The sequence below is a fragment of the Bacillus sp. THAF10 genome, from assembly GCF_009363695.1.
In the GTDB taxonomy this organism is placed as follows: Bacteria; Bacillota; Bacilli; order Bacillales; family Bacillaceae_I; genus Sutcliffiella_A.
The window spans coordinates 937928-956833 of record NZ_CP045403.1 but is presented as its reverse complement, the minus strand read 5'-3'; the positions used below and the strand labels follow the sequence as shown (position 1 = coordinate 956833).

13 protein-coding genes and 1 rRNA gene are annotated in these 18906 nt (G+C 41.0%); 4 read left to right on the top strand and 10 right to left on the bottom strand.

Going from position 1 to position 18906, the window contains the following annotated elements; translation table 11 throughout:
• Positions 1–314: 314 nt before the first annotated feature.
• Positions 315–1867: ribosomal RNA gene (locus FIU87_RS05085) — 16S ribosomal RNA — on the bottom strand.
• Between the two features lie 398 nt (positions 1868–2265).
• The gene (locus tag FIU87_RS05080) at positions 2266–3138 is read right to left on the bottom strand and encodes a nucleotidyltransferase-like protein (protein ID WP_152443592.1); all 873 of its coding nucleotides are present in this window, start codon (positions 3136–3138) and stop codon (positions 2266–2268) included.
• A gap of 161 nt (positions 3139–3299) precedes the next feature.
• On the opposite strand from FIU87_RS05080, the gene FIU87_RS05075 reads away from it, so the two are divergent.
• Positions 3300–3653 carry a YgzB family protein gene (locus FIU87_RS05075; RefSeq protein WP_152443591.1) on the top strand — a complete coding sequence of 118 codons (354 nt, stop codon included), beginning with the start codon at positions 3300–3302 and terminating at the stop codon, positions 3651–3653.
• A gap of 348 nt (positions 3654–4001) precedes the next feature.
• On the opposite strand, the gene perR is transcribed toward FIU87_RS05075, so the two are convergent.
• The 5 genes from perR to FIU87_RS05050 all read right to left on the bottom strand — a co-directional run bounded on the left by perR (position 4002) and on the right by FIU87_RS05050 (position 8149).
• A complete protein-coding gene (perR, locus tag FIU87_RS05070) occupies positions 4002–4436 on the bottom strand; it encodes a peroxide-responsive transcriptional repressor PerR (protein ID WP_172970959.1) in 435 nt (144 codons plus the stop codon).
• Between the two features lie 121 nt (positions 4437–4557).
• On the bottom strand, positions 4558–5112 hold the full coding sequence (locus tag FIU87_RS05065) for a cob(I)yrinic acid a,c-diamide adenosyltransferase (RefSeq protein ID WP_152443589.1): 555 nt from the start codon (positions 5110–5112) through the stop codon (positions 4558–4560).
• Between the two features lie 102 nt (positions 5113–5214).
• Complete coding sequence (locus FIU87_RS05060; protein WP_152443588.1) at positions 5215–6762, bottom strand: AbgT family transporter; 1548 nt, start codon at positions 6760–6762, stop codon at positions 5215–5217.
• 354 nt (positions 6763–7116) lie between these two features.
• Complete coding sequence (bcp, locus tag FIU87_RS05055; RefSeq protein WP_152443587.1) at positions 7117–7584, bottom strand: thioredoxin-dependent thiol peroxidase; 468 nt, start codon at positions 7582–7584, stop codon at positions 7117–7119.
• A 151-nt stretch (positions 7585–7735) separates the two neighbouring features.
• A complete protein-coding gene (locus tag FIU87_RS05050) occupies positions 7736–8149 on the bottom strand; it encodes an ion channel (RefSeq protein ID WP_152443586.1) in 414 nt (137 codons plus the stop codon).
• 347 nt (positions 8150–8496) lie between these two features.
• On the opposite strand from FIU87_RS05050, the gene FIU87_RS05045 reads away from it, so the two are divergent.
• From FIU87_RS05045 to FIU87_RS05035, 3 genes are all read left to right on the top strand, one after another.
• Complete coding sequence (locus tag FIU87_RS05045; RefSeq protein WP_152443585.1) at positions 8497–9792, top strand: glutamate-1-semialdehyde 2,1-aminomutase; 1296 nt, start codon at positions 8497–8499, stop codon at positions 9790–9792.
• Between the two features lie 346 nt (positions 9793–10138).
• The gene (locus FIU87_RS05040) at positions 10139–14611 is read left to right on the top strand and encodes a glutamate synthase-related protein (RefSeq protein ID WP_152446419.1); all 4473 of its coding nucleotides are present in this window, start codon (positions 10139–10141) and stop codon (positions 14609–14611) included.
• A 228-nt stretch (positions 14612–14839) separates the two neighbouring features.
• The gene (locus FIU87_RS05035) at positions 14840–15937 is read left to right on the top strand and encodes an FUSC family protein (protein WP_152443584.1); all 1098 of its coding nucleotides are present in this window, start codon (positions 14840–14842) and stop codon (positions 15935–15937) included.
• 45 nt (positions 15938–15982) lie between these two features.
• On the opposite strand, the gene FIU87_RS05030 is transcribed toward FIU87_RS05035, so the two are convergent.
• From FIU87_RS05030 to FIU87_RS05020, 3 genes are all read right to left on the bottom strand, one after another.
• Entirely contained in the window at positions 15983–17728 is a 1746-nt protein-coding gene (locus FIU87_RS05030) for an ABC transporter ATP-binding protein (RefSeq protein WP_152443583.1), read from the bottom strand.
• 128 nt (positions 17729–17856) lie between these two features.
• Positions 17857–18387: a nucleoside tri-diphosphate phosphatase gene (locus FIU87_RS05025; protein ID WP_152443582.1), complete on the bottom strand. Its 531-nt coding sequence runs from the start codon at positions 18385–18387 to the stop codon at positions 17857–17859.
• Positions 18388–18527: 140 nt separating this feature from the next.
• Positions 18528–18776 carry a YgaB family protein gene (locus tag FIU87_RS05020; protein WP_253905517.1) on the bottom strand — a complete coding sequence of 83 codons (249 nt, stop codon included), beginning with the start codon at positions 18774–18776 and terminating at the stop codon, positions 18528–18530.
• Positions 18777–18906 lie beyond the last annotated feature (130 nt).

Below are 18906 nucleotides of genomic sequence, written 5' to 3'. Positions count from 1 at the left end.
CTTGTGTCGATATCAGCGATGATATCTATTAGAAAATTACTAAGATGAACGATATTTTGTGAATATCTTGATATTAGTTACATTATCTAGTTTTCAAGGAACAATCGACAATTGATAAGCGTCGAATCTCTTCGTCAGCTGCAGTCATTCACATCCTCATGTGCTAGAGCACATTCCGGTGTTCATTCCTTTGCTTCCTCGACCTTCTCGCTTCTTATTTGCCTTATGGGTGCCTCATTAACATCATAGATGCTAGAAGCATGAGAGAATGCTCTCTCAAAACTAAACAAAACAACAAGCGTCTTTATCCTTAGAAAGGAGGTGATCCAGCCGCACCTTCCGATACGGCTACCTTGTTACGACTTCACCCCAATCATCTGTCCCACCTTAGGCGGCTGGCTCCAAAAGGTTACCCCACCGACTTCGGGTGTTACAAACTCTCGTGGTGTGACGGGCGGTGTGTACAAGGCCCGGGAACGTATTCACCGCGGCATGCTGATCCGCGATTACTAGCGATTCCGGCTTCATGCAGGCGAGTTGCAGCCTGCAATCCGAACTGAGAACGGTTTTATGGGATTGGCTCGACCTCGCGGTTTTGCTGCCCTTTGTACCGTCCATTGTAGCACGTGTGTAGCCCAGGTCATAAGGGGCATGATGATTTGACGTCATCCCCACCTTCCTCCGGTTTGTCACCGGCAGTCACCTTAGAGTGCCCAACTTAATGCTGGCAACTAAGATCAAGGGTTGCGCTCGTTGCGGGACTTAACCCAACATCTCACGACACGAGCTGACGACAACCATGCACCACCTGTCACTCTGTCCCCCGAAGGGGAAGGCTCTATCTCTAGAGTGGTCAGAGGATGTCAAGACCTGGTAAGGTTCTTCGCGTTGCTTCGAATTAAACCACATGCTCCACCGCTTGTGCGGGCCCCCGTCAATTCCTTTGAGTTTCAGTCTTGCGACCGTACTCCCCAGGCGGAGTGCTTAATGCGTTAGCTGCAGCACTAAAGGGCGGAAACCCTCTAACACTTAGCACTCATCGTTTACGGCGTGGACTACCAGGGTATCTAATCCTGTTTGCTCCCCACGCTTTCGCGCCTCAGCGTCAGTTACAGACCAGAGAGTCGCCTTCGCCACTGGTGTTCCTCCACATCTCTACGCATTTCACCGCTACACGTGGAATTCCACTCTCCTCTTCTGCACTCAAGTTCCCCAGTTTCCAATGACCCTCCACGGTTGAGCCGTGGGCTTTCACATCAGACTTAAGAAACCGCCTGCGCGCGCTTTACGCCCAATAATTCCGGACAACGCTTGCCACCTACGTATTACCGCGGCTGCTGGCACGTAGTTAGCCGTGGCTTTCTGGTTAGGTACCGTCAAGGTGCGAGCAGTTACTCTCGCACTTGTTCTTCCCTAACAACAGAGCTTTACGACCCGAAGGCCTTCATCGCTCACGCGGCGTTGCTCCATCAGACTTTCGTCCATTGTGGAAGATTCCCTACTGCTGCCTCCCGTAGGAGTCTGGGCCGTGTCTCAGTCCCAGTGTGGCCGATCACCCTCTCAGGTCGGCTACGCATCGTCGCCTTGGTGAGCCGTTACCTCACCAACTAGCTAATGCGCCGCGGGCCCATCTGTAAGTGATAGCCGAAACCATCTTTCAACAAGAAACCAGGAGGTTTCTTGTATTATCCGGTATTAGCTCCGGTTTCCCGAAGTTATCCCAGTCTTACAGGCAGGTTGCCCACGTGTTACTCACCCGTCCGCCGCTAACTTCTATAAAAGCAAGCTTTTAAGAAGTTCGCTCGACTTGCATGTATTAGGCACGCCGCCAGCGTTCGTCCTGAGCCAGGATCAAACTCTCCAATAAAGAGTTTGAGCTGTTGCTCAAAATTTGTTGCTAGCTTGTTACTTAAATTCGTTCATGTTAACCTCGTAAGGTCAACGTGGACGCTGTTGTTTTGTTTAGTTTTCAAAGAACATTTTGTTGCTTCATCTCTCAGAAGCGACTTTATTAATATAACATGTTTGACGTTTCTAAGTCAACATATTTTTTGAAATAATTTTCGTTGTCGCTATCTTTATGCTTAGGTGTGAAACGCTTTAGCTCGTAGCGACGAATAATAATATACCATGCTTCGACAAAGAGCGTCAATAGCTTTTGAAAAGTTTTTTGGAATAATTTTCTCCTGGGTAAAAAACCATGAAGTGCCCTTTAGTTTAACAGCTGACAAAAGGGCACTCAAACACTTAACTTTCCACTATCATTTAGTCTGTAGTCACATGGTACAGGCGGTGGTAAACTCCATTACCCTTTGTTTCTTTCCGTTCAACCTGAAGAAAGCCTTTTTCAACAAGGTATTCTACAAGTACACTTAGATCCACGGAGTATTTTTCAAGTTTTGGATGATGAAGCATTTCATTGTATGACCAAGCATCCTCTCTTTCTGCCAAAACGGCTAGCAGATGTTTGGCCCCAGTTCTTGTACGAGAATAGATCATAAACTCGTTCGCAAGAAACAAAAGCTCTAACCTTTTATCAATTGGTTCATCCCCTTGAATTAATTCTTCATATAACTTGTAAATCTCCGGTTCAATCTTTTTCACCTGATTCCACACCGTTAACTCTGGGTGAAAGCCATGATCGATTACTGCTAATCGTGCTAAATGATGTAGAGAGTGAACAATGTGATTATAGGCATCGATATAATGCTTGGAATCAAAGAAGTCCTTTCCTTCAAGGTATCTTCTAATGAGCTTAGCAAATTCGAGTCCAATTTTTAGTTTTCTGTCTTCGAGAGGAAAATCAAGTAGTTTCCCTCTTAAGGAATAGATGAATTCATTTCTGTCAAAGAGTACCTTTCCGTTTATGATCCAATCAATCACTCTTCTATTGGTACCTAAGGTAATCCATTCATCTAATTGCTGCTCACTCGCAATATAAAGAGCAGCTTTTTTTTGCAGCAGTTCATAATGTTTAACATACAGAGATTGCTCTTGTTCTTTAACGACCATAAATAGAATAACATCAAACTTGTCCGTGTTCGGGCTTACGGGGTTTTTCTTTTCTATCATTAAGATTCCTTGTGTATTGGATTGACTTGCACGTTCTTGGTAGATAGGACGCAATAAATCTTCCATATTAAGACCTCCATCTATTAAAAAGGGTTTCCCCCCTACTATTCGACACTTTTATTCAAAAACCTCTTTAACAATTTTAATACAGAACATTCGGTCAACTTTCTTCCTCCATTCTTTTTTTGTCATTTTGTGCTATGATATATTTTTGGGAGGTTATGAAAATGGCTCGTAAATATTCCAGTAAAATAAATAAAATTAGAACGTTTGCACTTAGCCTTGTGTTTGTCGGCTTTTTTGTGATGTATCTCGGTATCTTCTTTAGAGAAAACATGTTAGTGATGACGATTTTCATGTTACTTGGACTATTATGTATTATTGGTTCGACAGTTGTCTACTTCTGGATTGGGATGTTATCGACAAAAGCAATACAAGTTGTGTGTCCAACCTGCGGAAAGCATACAAAGGTTCTCGGGCGAGTGGATATGTGCATGTATTGCAATGAACCACTGACTTTGGATCCTTCCTTAGAAGGAAAGGAATTCGATGAAGATTATAATCGAAAAAAAGAAAGCTGATAGGAATAAACCCTATCAGCTTTTTTTAATTGAAGATTGTGTCTGCGAATAGCAAAACAGGTACATTCCGATTATGATTCGAGCAGCTCCTTACGCCAGAGAAAAGCAAACTTCCCTCGCCTCCTTGCGATAAGGCAACATCGACGCATCAGCTCTTCGTGTTTTCTTCAGTCCAGTTTGTACGTCGCTAAGCGGGCGCATTCCGCTTATGATTCGACCAGCTCCTTACGCCAGCGACAAGCAAACTTCCCTCGCCTCCTTGCGATATGGCAACATCGACGCATCCACTCTTCGCGTTTTCTTCAGTCCAGTTTGCACGTCGCTAAGCGGGCGCATTCCGCTTTTGTGTCAGTGTGCTCCTTTATCGCATTCGGGACATGTTCCGTAAATTTCCATGCGATGACGGGAAATTTTGAATCCTGTAACATGGGCAGCCAGTGCCTCCACTTCATCCAATCCTGGATAGTGGAAGTCAACAATTTTGCCGCAATCGTCACAGATTATATGGTAGTGGTCTGTTGTAACATAGTCGAAACGACTTGAATTATCTCCATAGGTGAGCTCCTTTACAAGTCCAACTTCCCGAAAGACTCGTAAGTTGTTGTAAACGGTGGCAACACTCATGTTTGGAAATTTGCCTTCTAGCGCTTTATATATATCGTCAGCTGTCGGGTGAGACATGGATTGAATTAGGTACTCCAAAATCGCATGACGCTGTGGAGTTATGCGAACTCCAGTCTGCTTTAGCGTTTCAATCGCTTCTTTTAATTGTTCGTTTGCCACAGTCATGCACCTCACTTTTTCATAAAGATTATTACTTTATAATATTTATAATTAGTGTACAGTGTTTTTGTTATTTTTGTCAATCCACTTACTTATTATATAGTATGAAGTCTCCTCGATTTTAAACCTCTGGAGTTAATACAGGTTCTTCTTGTTTTAACTGACTGTTCATGTAGCGCGCTGCTATGAAAAGGTAATCGGAAAGTCTATTTAAGTAGGCTAGCACATAAGGTGAAATTTCCTCATTCAAAACCACCGCGGAACGTTCAGCTCTCCTTACAATTGTCCTTGCGCTATGAAGAGCGGCACCAGCTTTAGAGCCTCCTGGAAGAATGAAGTTAGTCAACGGAGGCAAAACAGCATCCATTTCATCCATTTCCTCTTCTAGTTTTTTCACATGTTGTTCTGTTAGTTTCCATTTCACGTCTTTTCCCTTTGGAGTGGCAAGCTCAGCTCCAACATGAAAGAGTATGGTTTGGATTGTCGAAAAAGATGTTAACAACTCTTCCTTTTTGGCAAATTGCTCTTCTTTCATATAGGATACTGCTAGTCCAATCATCGAATTTGCTTCATCACAGGTTCCATAAGCTTCTACTCTCGCATGGTTTTTCCCTACTCTTTGACCATAAACCAACGATGTTTGCCCTTTGTCCCCAGTTTTCGTATAAATTTTCACCCTTCTCCATCCCCTTTTTATAAGTAGTAAAATACGTGTTACTTATATTTTATATAAAAAAACACCTGCTTGTCCAAATTGAACAATGCAGGTGTGATTAATTTAACCAGGATAATTGATTGGTGCGTTTGGTCCAAGTGGAAGACCAGTTAATATCCAGATGATTAGCATTACCACCCATGCAATCGTAAAGAAGATGGAGTAAGGAATCATCGTGGAGATCAGTGTTCCAATCCCAACTTTTTTGTCATATTTTTGAGCAAAGGCAATGACAATTGCAAAATATGGCATTAAAGGTGAAATGATATTTGTTGTGGAGTCAGCAACACGGTAAGCAACCTGTGTAAGCTCAGGAGAATACCCTAACCCCATCATCATTGGTACAAATACTGGGGCCATAATTGCCCATTTAGCCGAAGCACTTCCGATAAATAGGTTAATGGATCCAGCTACAAGCATAAATACAAGAATTAGCAGTATGCTCATAAAGATATTTCCACTATCAAATCCTAATCCTTGAATCAATTCTGCTCCATTTACTGCAAGAACAATACCGAGGTTTGTTTCGTTGAAGTACGCAACAAACTGACCAGCTACAAATGCAAGAACAATGTAGGCACCCATGGTTGCCATCGTATCAGACATTTGATTCGCTACATCTTTATCGTTTTTAATTGATTTTGTAATCATCCCATAAACCAGTCCAGGAATGAAGAACGTGATTAAAATGACTGGTACTAGTGTGTGGAAGAATGGCGCCTCTAAGAATGATCCATCTCCACGTAGAGGTCCCCATGACGGAAGAACAAGTAAAGCCAATACTGCGATTGTTCCTAGGAATGCGAATAACGCAGCCCATAAACCCTTTTTCTCTTCAGGTTTTAGGTAATCAACGTCACCTTGGTAAGCACCCTTGTACTCTCCAAGGCGTGGTTCAACAATTTTATCCGTGACAAACGTACCGATGATGGTTAAAAGGAATACAGAAACGAACATGAAATAGTAGTTCATCATATAGTTCATTCCTGCTGCATATTCAGGATTAACGGTAGCAGCTGCCTCTTGAGTTAAAGATCCTAGTAATGGATCAAGGGAGGTTAGCAATAGGTTTGCACTAAACCCAGCAGATACACCTGCGAATGCAGCAGCCAATCCAGCTAATGGATGGCGGCCAAGTCCAGCAAATAGTACAGCTCCGAGTGGAGTTAATACCACGTAACCTGCGTCTGCGGCCATGGAAGACATAATTCCACCAAATACAAGTGCAGCCGTCATTAGTTGTCTTGGTACTGACGTTACCAACCCACGAAGACCTGCACTGATAAGACCAGATCTTTCAGCAATACCGATACCAATCATCGTTACAAGAACGGTACCAAGTGGAGCAAAGCTCGTGAAGTTAGAAACAGCACTTTCAAAAATGTAGGCTATTCCTTCAGAACTTAAGAGGTTATTAACTTCCAAAACCTCTCCTTCATTAAGCGGATCATCTACTTTTACATCCATTGCGGAAAAGATTCCAGATGCAACAATAACCAATAACGCAAAAATAGCGAAAAGAGTTACTGGATGTGGTAGCTTGTTCCCCACACGCTCAATACTATCCAATGCGCGCATAACAAAGCCACGTTTCTTTTGTGTAGCTTCCATGTTATCGTCTCCTTTCATAATCGAAGAAATTTTCAAAATATAATAACAAAAATCCTTTACTAGTATAATAAAAAATCCTTTAAGATGGAAGGGTTATAGGAAAAACCATAAAATAATCAATTTTCAAAATAATGTTAATACTATGCATCTTCATAACATGCCATTCATCACCATTTTTTCCCTACCCTTATTGCATAAAACATAACCTCAAAAAAAACAAAAAAAGAGTGCTAGCCGAAGCTTTGCACTCTAATCACGTCAACTTTTGAGGAGGTATGCCCTACACTTATAGCATACTCCCATGGGTGCTTTTTGGAGTTAGTCTTTTGCCTTATTTATCAAAAATTAGGCTTTTTAGAGATTGTCTTTAATATAATTTAAAGCCTCTTCCACATGTCCTTTGACTTTCACTTTTCTCCATTCCTTCACAAGTTGTCCTTCTTTATTAATGAGGAAAGTGGAACGTTCAATTCCCATGTATTCCTTGCCAAAGTTTTTCTTTAATTTCCACACACCAAATTGCTCTGCAACTTCATGGTCTTCATCTACTAGAAGTAAAAATGGCAACCCATGTTTTTCGATGAATTTTTCATGCCTCGATTGCGGATCTGGACTTACGCCAAGTATCACCGTATCTAAGTCAGAAAAATCTTCGTGCATGTCACGAAAATCACAGGCTTGGGTAGTACAGCCGGGAGTCATATCTTTCGGATAAAAATACAACACCACATTTTTGCCTTCAAAATCGGATAGAGAGACAGTTTCTCCTGTATTGGATAGCAAGGAAAATTGCGGAGCTTTTTTACCTGTTTCAACAGTCATCTTTATTCCTCCTCATTTATAGTACCTTCCTTTAGACTAGCGAAAGAGGTGGATAATTTCAACTGATGACCGGCTACTTAAATAATGATTGTTTTCGTAAACTTTGTTACCACTGCGTATAGCTAAGCTAAACCCAATCAACTTAGCGCTTTTATTTTTCCCTGCTGTCCATATGCAGCACAACCCGCACAACGAATGCAGCTGGCATCACAAAGCCTATCAATGCTTCTATAATTGCAATTGCTCTGCCAATACCTATGGGAGTAACATCTCCATATCCCACTGTCAAAATGGTGATGGCACTAAAGTAAACCGATTGAAAAAAAACGGAAAAATAACTGCCATTAATGGCTTTCCCTCTTTCCAAAAGCACTTGATGTCCTTCAAAGTGTAAGACCGTATATAATAATCCAAAGGATAGCAAGAGTGTGGAATAGATGAGCAGCAGAAGTAAAAGTGTTTCCTTTGACACATAAGGAATGCTTTTCGTTCCTGATGAAAATATATGTGAGAAGCTAATGATGATGGCAATTAAGATAAAGAAAACAATAAATATATAAAGCATCCTTCTCCTCCCATGCACGGACATGCTATTAATACAATATACGCAAGGAAGGAACAGGTATGCTTTTTTTAAGCTTTGTTAAAATACGCTATTGATTTCCGCAATTGGCTCCGTGTCCTGGGGGCGAATTGTAAGCCTACTCTGCTACGCCTGTGGGGTCACAAATCTTTCGCTTCATTTCTGAGAAGAGTCTACGCCCTCTCTACAATCAACAGCTAGAAACTGTTTGAATTTAAAATCCTCTCTAACTAAGCATTTTAAATGTAACCATAAGGTAGCTTGAGTTACATCCATCTCAATTCATGTTAAAATAACATATCTTATTTTCCTTGAAGGAGGAACAACCAATGAATTTCACAAAATCCGAACAACTTCATGAAGAAGCGCTCCAGCATATTGTAGGTGGTGTAAACAGCCCTTCTCGTTCGTATAAAGCAGTTGGTGGCGGATCACCTGTTGTAATGGAAAGAGCAAAAGGAGCTTATTTTTGGGATGTAGATGGAAACAAATATATCGATTACCTCGCAGCTTATGGACCAATAATTACAGGTCATGCACATCCACAGATAACAGAAGCCATTACAAGAGCAGCTCAATCAGGAGTGCTCTATGGCACGCCTACTCCACATGAAGTAAAATTTGCAAAGATGTTAAGAGAAGCGATGCCAGCGATGGACAAGGTTCGTTTTGTAAACTCTGGTACAGAAGCTGTGATGACGACGATTCGTGTCGCTCGTGCCTATACCGGCCGAGACAAAATCATTAAATTTGCTGGCTGCTATCATGGGCATTCTGATCTTGTACTTGTGGCAGCGGGTTCTGGCCCCTCCACTCTTGGGACACCTGATTCTGCAGGGGTGCCAAAAAGTATTGCAAATGAAGTAATCACCGTTCCATTTAATGATATAGAGCCATTCCGCGAAGCTATTCAAAAATGGGGAGATCAAATTGCTGCTGTTTTAGTGGAACCGATCGTTGGAAACTTTGGAATTGTAGAGCCTCATAAAGGGTTTTTGGAAGAAGTGAATGCTCTAACACATGACGCTGGTGCCCTTGTTATTTACGATGAAGTGATCACGGCTTTCCGTTTTATGTACGGAGGCGCACAGGATATGTTAGGAATAAAGCCAGATTTGACCGCCCTTGGGAAAATAATTGGTGGAGGCTTACCTATCGGTGCATACGGAGGACGTGCAGAAATCATGGAGAAAGTGGCACCACTCGGACCTGCGTATCAAGCAGGAACCATGGCAGGAAACCCCGCATCCATTCTTTCGGGTATCGCTTGCCTAGAAGTGTTGCAACAAGAAGGTGTATATGAACACCTAGATCATATAGGTAGCCTTTTAGAAGAAGGAATTTTGGCTCGTGCACAAAAACACGGAATAACGATAACGATTAATAGATTAAAAGGTGCCCTTACGATCTATTTTACAGATGAGAAAGTTGTAAACTACGAACAAGCAGAAAATACAGACGGAGAGCAGTTTGCGAAATTCTTTAAGCTTATGTTAAACCAAGGAATCAATTTAGCTCCATCAAAATATGAAGCTTGGTTTGTGACCACAGCGCACACGAAAGAGGATGTAAACGTCACATTAGATGCAGTAGAGCATGCTTTTGCACAAATGAATCCTGCATAAATATACAACATAGCGTGTACAATGCACGCTATGTTATTTTTCCTCATACACTGAAAACGCTTACAAATTAACCTTCCAACTACCCCTTTCTTCTTGTACCCAAAACACTATTTTGCATAAAAAATTGATTTTTATTGTTAGAAATGTTAGTATATAATTTAAAGTCTGAAAATTCCCTTTTTTATTTTTTCCTCAATACTACCTATTTATAAGTTGATAACCACAAAAAAGTTTCTCTTATAAACTATCAAACTACAGGAGGTGAATGGCTAGTTAGGGGCCCCTCTTATAGTGTGAGTTCAAAGCCTTTTGAACATCCTCTAATCCCTAGTTTATGCCAGTCCATATGACCAAATGGAGTCCAAGTACATTTAAAGATTTTCACAATGCAGAACATGATGCATGTGGAATTGTATCCGCTATTGAAAAGAAGAAGATCCCCACAAAGAAAAACATTGATGACTGTATCGATGCACTTGTCAAAATGAACCACCGTGCAGGTTTTATTAACGGTGAAGGGGACGGTGTGGGTATTCATATCGACATTCCTCGTGCCCTATGGAAAGAAAAGCTTGATAAAGCTGAAGCCGATCCAAGCTTAGCGGAACGACCTGACTTTGTTGTCGGTCACTTTTTTATCAACCACCACATTGATGTGGAACAAGCACAGAAGGAAATTTCAACTATTCTAAGTAAAGAAGGCTTGAAAGTCGTTTATTCTTCTGAGACTGTGACATCATCTGAAGCCTTAGGTCCTATCGCAGTAATTCAAGATCCCGTATTCTGGCAGATTGCCTTAATTTCTGAAAATGGGGACATCACACAAACTCAGTTGTTTCAAGCTTCTATTGAAATAGAGAAAAACGATGATGTGCATGTTGCCTCTCTATCAAACTATCATGCTGTCTACAAAGTGATGGGTGCTGGTGATATTTTGCCTAAATTTTATCATGACCTTGCAAATCCTTTAGTTGCCTCTGCCATGACACTTGGACACAATCGCTATTCTACAAATACGCTTTCTAACTTTTTTCGTGTGCAACCATTTAGTGTCCTAGGTCATAATGGCGAAATCAATACCATTGCTAAGCTTCGTGATGAGGCAAAAATGGTAGATGTTCCACTTACAAATGGTGGAAGTGATTCACAGGATTTAAATAGAACCATCGAAACGCTTATTTCCAGAGATGGATTTACTCTTTTTGAAGCATTGGATATTGTTTTCCCACCTATCATTAATGAGATTAAAAGTTATCCAGAGCATCTGCAAAATCTCTACACTTATGTTAGAGAAACATGGGGGCATTTTTCTCAAGGCCCAGCAGGGATTATCTCTCGCAATAAAGATGAAGCAGTATTCAGTTTAGATGCGCTTGGTCTGCGTCCATTATGGATGCTAGAAACAGAAACATCCTATTATTTTTCGTCCGAACCAGGTATTGTTCCAACAACAGAATACCTAGCAGAGCCTAAGCCGTTTTCACCAGGGGAAAAGGTTGGATTGAAATGGGAAGGTGACTCTATTAAGGTATATGACTATCATGCCTATCAAGAAGAGGTTTACAAGCGAATGAATGAGAGATTTTCTCTAGAGAACTTTAGAGAACGTCTCCAAACGCCAAAGCTCGATGCGTTCGTATCCTCCACTCCTCTTGCTAAAGTGCACAATGGTCATTACGCAGCCTTTGGATGGGACAGAGAGCATATTCAATTGGTAGAACAGATGGCGGAAAAAGGCGCAGAGCCTATCCGTTCTCTTGGCCATGATGTTCCACTAGCTGCCATGAATCCAGGCCGAAATAATATAGCTGATTTTATTAAAGAAAGTGTAGCGGTCGTAACAAATCCTGCAATTGACCGTGATCGTGAAACAGAGCATTTTTCAACTAGAACCGTATTAGGTGCACGTCCTAAGTTACGAGAGCTGGATCATGTTCCAAATGACTATACGCTAGAACTATTATCTCCACTATTAATAGAAGGCCAAATAGGACTCGACTGTGCTGCAGAGATTTCTCAGCCTTCCTATGATCAGGTGGTCAACAGCTTTCAGTCCCAGGGTCTGAGTTATTATGTGGATGCTACCTGTGGTCAGGAGGAGTCAATCCCTGAAGCTATAGAGCGGTTAAAGAAAGAAGCTGTGGAAGCTGTTAATGGAGGAAAAACGTTGTTAATTATAGATGATGCAAAAGCACATAGGTCAGATGCGCTATGGCTCGACCCTCATCTAGTTACAGCAGCAATTAATGAAGAATTAGTTCAAAAGCAGCTTCGTCGCCAATGCGCGCTATTACTTCGTTCTGGAGCAATCCGTTCCCTTCATGATGTGATGGTTGCAGTTGGACTTGGGGCAAATGCCATTAGCCCATACCTTCTGTTTGGAACAGTTAGCGAGGATACGACAAAGCCTGTTGTGAACCTCTACAATGCTTTGACAAAAGGAATGGAAAAGGTTATTTCCACTATTGGTATTCATGAGCTGCGCGGCTATGGACGTCTTTTCTCAAGCATTGGTCTTCACACCGAAGTGGAAGAAGCGCTCGGCATCGTAAACTTTCTTGGTTCTGACAAGCTTGGCTTTAATTTTAGCAAGCTGAAAGAAGATGCGATTGCACGTGTGGAAGATTTTGAAGATGAAAAGGCACGCCCTGGTAAGTCATTTCACCTTTTCCCTCGTATTTGGAAGGCTATTGGGGATGTGGCGAAAACAGGAAACTATGATGATTATCGTGAAAAATTGGATGAACAGGAAACGAAAAATCCCATCACCATTCGTCATTTAACCGATTTAAAAGCAAACCATTCGAAAAAGGTTTCAAAGGATAAAGTAAATATCGGTGTTGGCACACATAACTTACCATTTGTTATTGCTTCCATGTCCTTTGGATCTCAAAACGAAATTGCGTTCAGAGCGTACGCAGAAGCTGCCGATAAATTGAACATGGTTAGCTTAAATGGTGAGGGTGGAGAAATTAAAGATATGCTTGGACGATATCCAAATACACGGGGACAACAAGTTGCTAGTGGACGATTTGGAGTCAATGCCGAGCTTCTAAACTCCTCCAACCTTTTAGAAATTAAAATTGGGCAAGGTGCGAAACCAGGTGAAGGCGGTCACTTACCAGGCTCTAAAGTAACAGCAAAAATCGCTGAAGCACGAAATGCAACCATTGGTTCGGACTTGATTTCTCCTTCCAACAACCATGACATATACTCTATCGAGGACTTGGCGCAAATGATTGCCGAGCTAAAAACGGCTAACGACCAAGCAAAGGTTGCTGTAAAGGTTCCTGTAGTACCAAACATCGGAACAATCGCAGTCGGTATTGCCAAGGCTGGAGCGGATATCATTACGATCAGTGGCTTTGATGGAGGAACTGGTGCAGCGAGAATCCATGCCCTACAATATGTTGGGTTACCAGTGGAGATTGGAGTAAAAGCAGCGCACAACGCATTGTTAGAATCTGGCTTGCGCAACAAAGTCGAGATATGGGCAGATGGTGGAATTAAGAGTGCCCTTGATTGCATGAAGGTGATGCTGCTTGGAGCAAACCGTATTGGCTTTGGTACCCTTTCCATGATTGCGATTGGTTGTACAACATGCCGTGGCTGTCACCTAGATACTTGTCACGTTGGAATTGCCACTCAAATCGAAACAGAGGCTCAAGCAAAGGATCATGGCCTTCGACGATTTGTTCCAAGACAATCCGACCTTGCCGTACAAGGCTTGACCAATCTTTTTACTGCTTTTGGAAAAGAATTGCAAGCTTTAACTGCTAGTTTAGGCTTTGACAACCTTCAGGATATTGTGGGACGCTCCGATTTACTTGAGCAGGCAAGAGGAAAGGAAAGTCTAGACCTTTCTAACCTCCTTCATACGCTGGATGTTCCGCAGCTTGCTCAAAAAGAAGTAGCAGCGAGCATGGAAAAAGAAAAGCTATTAGTGGCTGCAGGAGCAGAATATCTCGATTATCACGAAAGTGAATTGCATGAATCCCGTGAATTTGATGCCATTACAGCTGAACAACGTGTTCTAGGAAGCCGCGTATCCTGTCACCGTGTTCGTGGAAGATTAGACGGCTCGTACTTAAAGCTGCCTGAGGTGGAGCTACGCTATAATAAGGGATCTATTCCTGGAAATGGGCTTGGTGCTTATAATACAACAGGTATTAACATAAAAGTAGCAGGTGGAGCGCAGGATGGTATCGGAAAAACAGCGTTTGGCGGAAGCATATTTGTCTTCAAATATAAAGGCAAGGATGGAAAGTTCTATAATGGATCTGTTGGAAAAGGTTTTGGATATGGCGCACAAAAAGGCGCACTTGTTGTTCAAGGAAATGCCGATGCAAGAGCTGGTATCAGGCTCTCAGGGGCGGACATGATTATCGGTGGAAAAGTAACAACTCCAATTCCTGAAACGGAAAGAGGAAATCTAGGTGTGAATGCCAACATTAAAGGTTTTGCGTTTGAGTATATGACAAACGGGCGCGGCCTTGTTCTTGGTGACCCAGGACCTTGGATTTGTGCAGGCATGACAGGTGGTGCAGTCTATCTTCGTCATCAGCCTGAAATGGGACTGACAAAGGATGCACTTCAACGCCGAATTGCCAAAGGTGCAAAAGTAAGCATGGAGCCTTTAAATGAAACTGGCTTAAAGGATGTAATAGAGCTCTTAACAATCTACCAGCAATCCTTGTTAGACCAGCATCAGGAAGAAGCAGCTGCTGAAATTAACATCCTCTTGGAAAACCCTAAAAAGCACTTTATTCAAGTAATTCCTGTCAAGGAACAGGCAGACCCAGCTGTATCTACAGAATAATATGTGCTACAATGGACGAAGCTTGACCCGCAAATTACCTTTGCGGGTTTTTCTTATCTCCTTAAGACCTTTTCCTTCCATTTTCCTGTTGCAGGAAAGAGGGAAACGGTGTATAGTACATTAGTGTTTTCAGCATGATAGAAATTTTCTGTACATATACTAACAAGTGTTTATTCTTAAGTATTAAAGGCAATATATACGGAAAATAAAGAAAGGAATTTACTAATCATGAAATTTGGTGCACGTATAGTAAAAACAGGAATTGCGATTACTCTTGCTCTGTTTGTTGCACAATGGTTTGATGTTCCAACACCATTTTTTGCAGGTATCGCAGCGACTTTTGCTATTCAACCATCTATCTATAAATCGTATCAGTCTATCATTGAGCATGCCCAAGCTAATATTATTGGGGCAATACTGGCTATAATTTTTTCATTATTATTTGGCCATGATCCTTTCATCATTGGATTAACTGCTATTTTTGTCATAGCCATTAACATAAAATTAAAGAAAGAAACAACGATTCCCCTTGCACTCGTTACGGTTATTGCGATTATGGAAAGCCCAGGAGAGAATTTCTTAGAGTTCTCACTTGTCCGTTTTTCTACCGTGATGATAGGGATTCTCTGCGCCTTTTTGGTCAACTTGATTTTCTTACCACCCAAATACGAAACTAGACTTTACTACAAGGTAAAGTTAACTACAGAAGACATACTAAAATGGATTCGCATCAATATTAGACACGGTACGGAACATAGTTTACTCAAGACAGACATTGAATCGTTATATCAACGAATTTTAAAACTTGAACAGTTATTTAACTTATACAAAGAAGAACGCACCTATTTTACAACTTTAAAAAAGTCTAGCTCTAAAGCCCGTAAGCTTGTTATTTTCCGTCAGCTCATTCTAACAAGTAACAGAGCATTATATACCTTAAAGATGCTTCATCGCCTTGAAAACGAGCTGCACCATATGCCGGTGGAATATCAGCATTACATTAAATCTGAATTAGACCATCTTGTTAACTTGCATGAACAGATTCTTCTGAAATTTGTCGGCAAAATTAAGCAACACAACACCTCAGAAATGTATGCAGAAGAGCTATTCAACAAACAACAGTTTATTGATGAGTTTATGGTACATAAAGACAATTGGTGCGAATATGAAGGGAACGCAGACGTTTGGTACCACCTCTTCCCACTAGTATCTAAAATCATTGATTACAGTGACCAGCTCCAACATTTAGATAAGCTTATTGATAGCTTCCAAAGGTACCATCTCGACGATAATGAATTTGACATTCAGTCCAGAGATGAAGAATAATCCCTACAAAAAAAATCCCCTACACTGCTGTAGAGGATTTTTTTGTTATCCAATTTCTTGTATGGTGAAAAGGTTATAATAGTGACCTTTTTTCTTCATTAATTCTTCATGAGAGCCAATTTCGGTAATTTCACCATTTTCTAGCAACACAATTCTGTTAGCATGGGTAATGGTAGATAGACGATGGGCAACAACAAAGGTTGTCCTGCTTGCTGCAAGTCTTTCTAATGACTCTTGGATTAGCTGTTCACTTTCAAGGTCAAGTGCTGATGTTGCTTCATCCATCACTAGAATTGGCGGGTTCTTTAAGAACACACGCGCAATGGCTACTCGCTGCTTTTGACCACCTGAAAGCTTCACTCCCCGCTCGCCTACCTTTGTTTCATAGCCTTCAGGAAGGTTCATGATGAAGTCATGGGCATTTGCTGCCTTCGCTGCTTCGATAATTTCTTCCTTAGTTGCATCCGGTTTTCCAAGGGCAATATTTTCCCTCACTGAATCACTAAACAGGATACTGTCTTGTAGCACGATGCCAATTTGTTTTCGCAAGGAATGGACCGTAACATCGCGAATATCTACTCCATCAAGCTTTATCTGTCCCTTGGTTACATCGTAAAAACGCGGCAATAAACTCACTAAAGTAGACTTGCCTCCCCCACTCATTCCAACAAGCGCGATGGTTTCACCTGCTCGAACATAAAGGGACAGATTCTTTAATACTTCCGCTTCCTTTTCCTCATATTTAAATGAAACCTGTTCAAAGCTTACTTCTCCCTTAGCAGTTTTTATTTCTACTGCAGATGGTTTATCCTGAATATCATATTTTTCATCCACAAATTCAAATACACGATCCATTGAAGCTATGGACTGAGTAAGTGTTGTTGAAGAGTTTATCAGCCTTCTTAACGGGTTATAAAGCCTGTCAATATAAGCTACAAACATCACCATTTCCCCAACAGTTAACCCGCTATTTATGACCTGATAACCTGCAAACCCAATAACAAGCAATGGGGCAATATCTGTAATCGTATTTACCACTGCAAAGGTTTTCGCATTCCAGCTAGTATGATCCAAGGCTTTTTGTAGGAAATTACTGTTTTGCTTTGTAAATTGCTCTTGTTCATAATTTTCTATGGCCATGCTTTGGATAACAGGCATCCCCTGTACTCTTTCATGGAGGTGACCTTGAACCTCTGCAAGCGCTTGAGACCTAACCCTAGTCAAATGGCGCAGCTTGCTATAAAAATACTTAATGGAAAATCCATAAAACGGAAAAAGAATAATGGACACAATCGCAAGAGAAAAATCAACGGTAAACATTATAATGATAACAATCACGATTGTTGCAAGATCTAACCAAAGATTCATTAATCCAGTGATAACGAAATTCTTTGTTTGCTCTACATCATGAATTACCCTTGAGATAACCTCTCCTGCCCTGTTATTAGAATAAAACCGCAAGCTTAGACGTTGAATATGATCAAAAAGACGATCGCGAAGGTCATATAATATCTTATTCCCTGTCCATTGAGCAAAATATTGTCGGTAATATTCAATTGGTGGTCGTAATACTAAAAAGGAGACGAAAATTACACCCATTATCATCAACAGTTCTGAGGTTTTCTCCTCCGCCGACCTTCCATCTGTTAGTAAAATATCATCCACTACATATTTAAGTAATAAAGGAATTAATAATGGCAATCCGAATTTAAACATTCCAATAATGATGGTACCAACAATCTGCCACTGGTATGGTTTAACAAACTGCATGTACCGTTTAATACTATCCAATGAACTTCCTCCCAAAATAACAGGTTACTATATCTATCCTGTTATCATTTTCAAACAATCTTAAACCCATTCCCAAAACAAAAAGGCCGGGTGTTATGTTACCCGCAGCCTTTTAAAGCTAATTTATCCTATCTTCTGTACGTAAGGTAGCGTTCATACCAAATATCAATAAAGTCTGGAGCAAAAGGGCCCTTACGCTGTCTTATCCAGCTTATCAGAGTGTCAACATTATTTCTAAGTATTTTATCTATCACAGTAGGATAATTCATTTCTTTACGATGCTTTTCATACTCGTCCTCATCTAACAAAATAAATGTCATGTCTGGAAAGACCTTAATGTCGAGGTCATAATCTATGTACTTTAACGCCTCATTATCCGCGATAAAGGGGGAGCTAATATTACAATAGTAGTATACGCCGTCTTCTCTTATCATTCCAATAATATTAAACCAATGCTTACCGTGGAAATAACAGATTGCAGGTTCCCTTGTAATCCATGTTCTTCCGTCCGATTCGGTTACAATGGTTTTATCGTTTCCGCCGATTACAAGGTTTTGCGTTCCTTTTAGCACCGTTGTTTCTTCCCAGACTCTGTGAATTTTTCCATTGTGCTTATAGCTATGTATTTGTATGGATTCACCTTCTTTGGGACCACCCATTCCTCTTTTCCCTTCTTTCTTTCTGCCCGCACTTCTCAGTTAAAAGCAACCGTTTCCTACTATTATAACGGTTAATGCACGATTTTAAAACAAAAGAGCCACCTTTATAAAAGATAGCTCAAAAAGCTGCAACTCTTCACCTAAATTGACCCCATTAATTGATAGGACCGAATAGCGTCTTCGGTTTGCGTCTCGAACTCCAACTGGATTTTCTGCAGCTCCTCTTTTTTCTTTTTTATTTCTTCTTGAAGTTGAGAACATCCTTCATTATTTCCTATCGATTGTTTTTGACGTTCCTGAATTTTTTCCATTTCCAATTGTAACGTTAATAGCCTGTCCATTGTTACTAACTGCTTCGCAACAGCTTGATCAAACTTATTCATGTTCATGCCGTCCTATCTCCTTCTCCAGCCAGATTTTCTTTATCTACATACATTCTCTTCCCCCTCATTAATCCCTTTGACTAGTTATGTTGAGCAATTAGAAGTTTTGTCGAGGAATAGAAAGAAGCACTCCCTA

What these genes read in the sequence shown, in the direction of transcription:
- FIU87_RS05035 (WP_152443584.1), top strand. Translation starts at nt 14,840, where the DNA reads ATGAAATTTGGTGCACGTATAGTAAAAACAGGAATTGCGATTACTCTT.
- FIU87_RS05050 (WP_152443586.1), bottom strand. Translation starts at nt 8,149, where the DNA reads ATGCTTTATATATTTATTGTTTTCTTTATCTTAATTGCCATCATCATT.
- bcp (WP_152443587.1), bottom strand. Translation starts at nt 7,584, where the DNA reads ATGACTGTTGAAACAGGTAAAAAAGCTCCGCAATTTTCCTTGCTATCC.
- FIU87_RS05020 (WP_253905517.1), bottom strand. Translation starts at nt 18,776, where the DNA reads ATGAACATGAATAAGTTTGATCAAGCTGTTGCGAAGCAGTTAGTAACA.
- FIU87_RS05040 (WP_152446419.1), top strand. Translation starts at nt 10,139, where the DNA reads ATGACCAAATGGAGTCCAAGTACATTTAAAGATTTTCACAATGCAGAA.
- FIU87_RS05075 (WP_152443591.1), top strand. Translation starts at nt 3,300, where the DNA reads ATGGCTCGTAAATATTCCAGTAAAATAAATAAAATTAGAACGTTTGCA.
- FIU87_RS05080 (WP_152443592.1), bottom strand. Translation starts at nt 3,138, where the DNA reads ATGGAAGATTTATTGCGTCCTATCTACCAAGAACGTGCAAGTCAATCC.
- FIU87_RS05025 (WP_152443582.1), bottom strand. Translation starts at nt 18,387, where the DNA reads ATGGGTGGTCCCAAAGAAGGTGAATCCATACAAATACATAGCTATAAG.
- FIU87_RS05045 (WP_152443585.1), top strand. Translation starts at nt 8,497, where the DNA reads ATGAATTTCACAAAATCCGAACAACTTCATGAAGAAGCGCTCCAGCAT.
- FIU87_RS05060 (WP_152443588.1), bottom strand. Translation starts at nt 6,762, where the DNA reads ATGGAAGCTACACAAAAGAAACGTGGCTTTGTTATGCGCGCATTGGAT.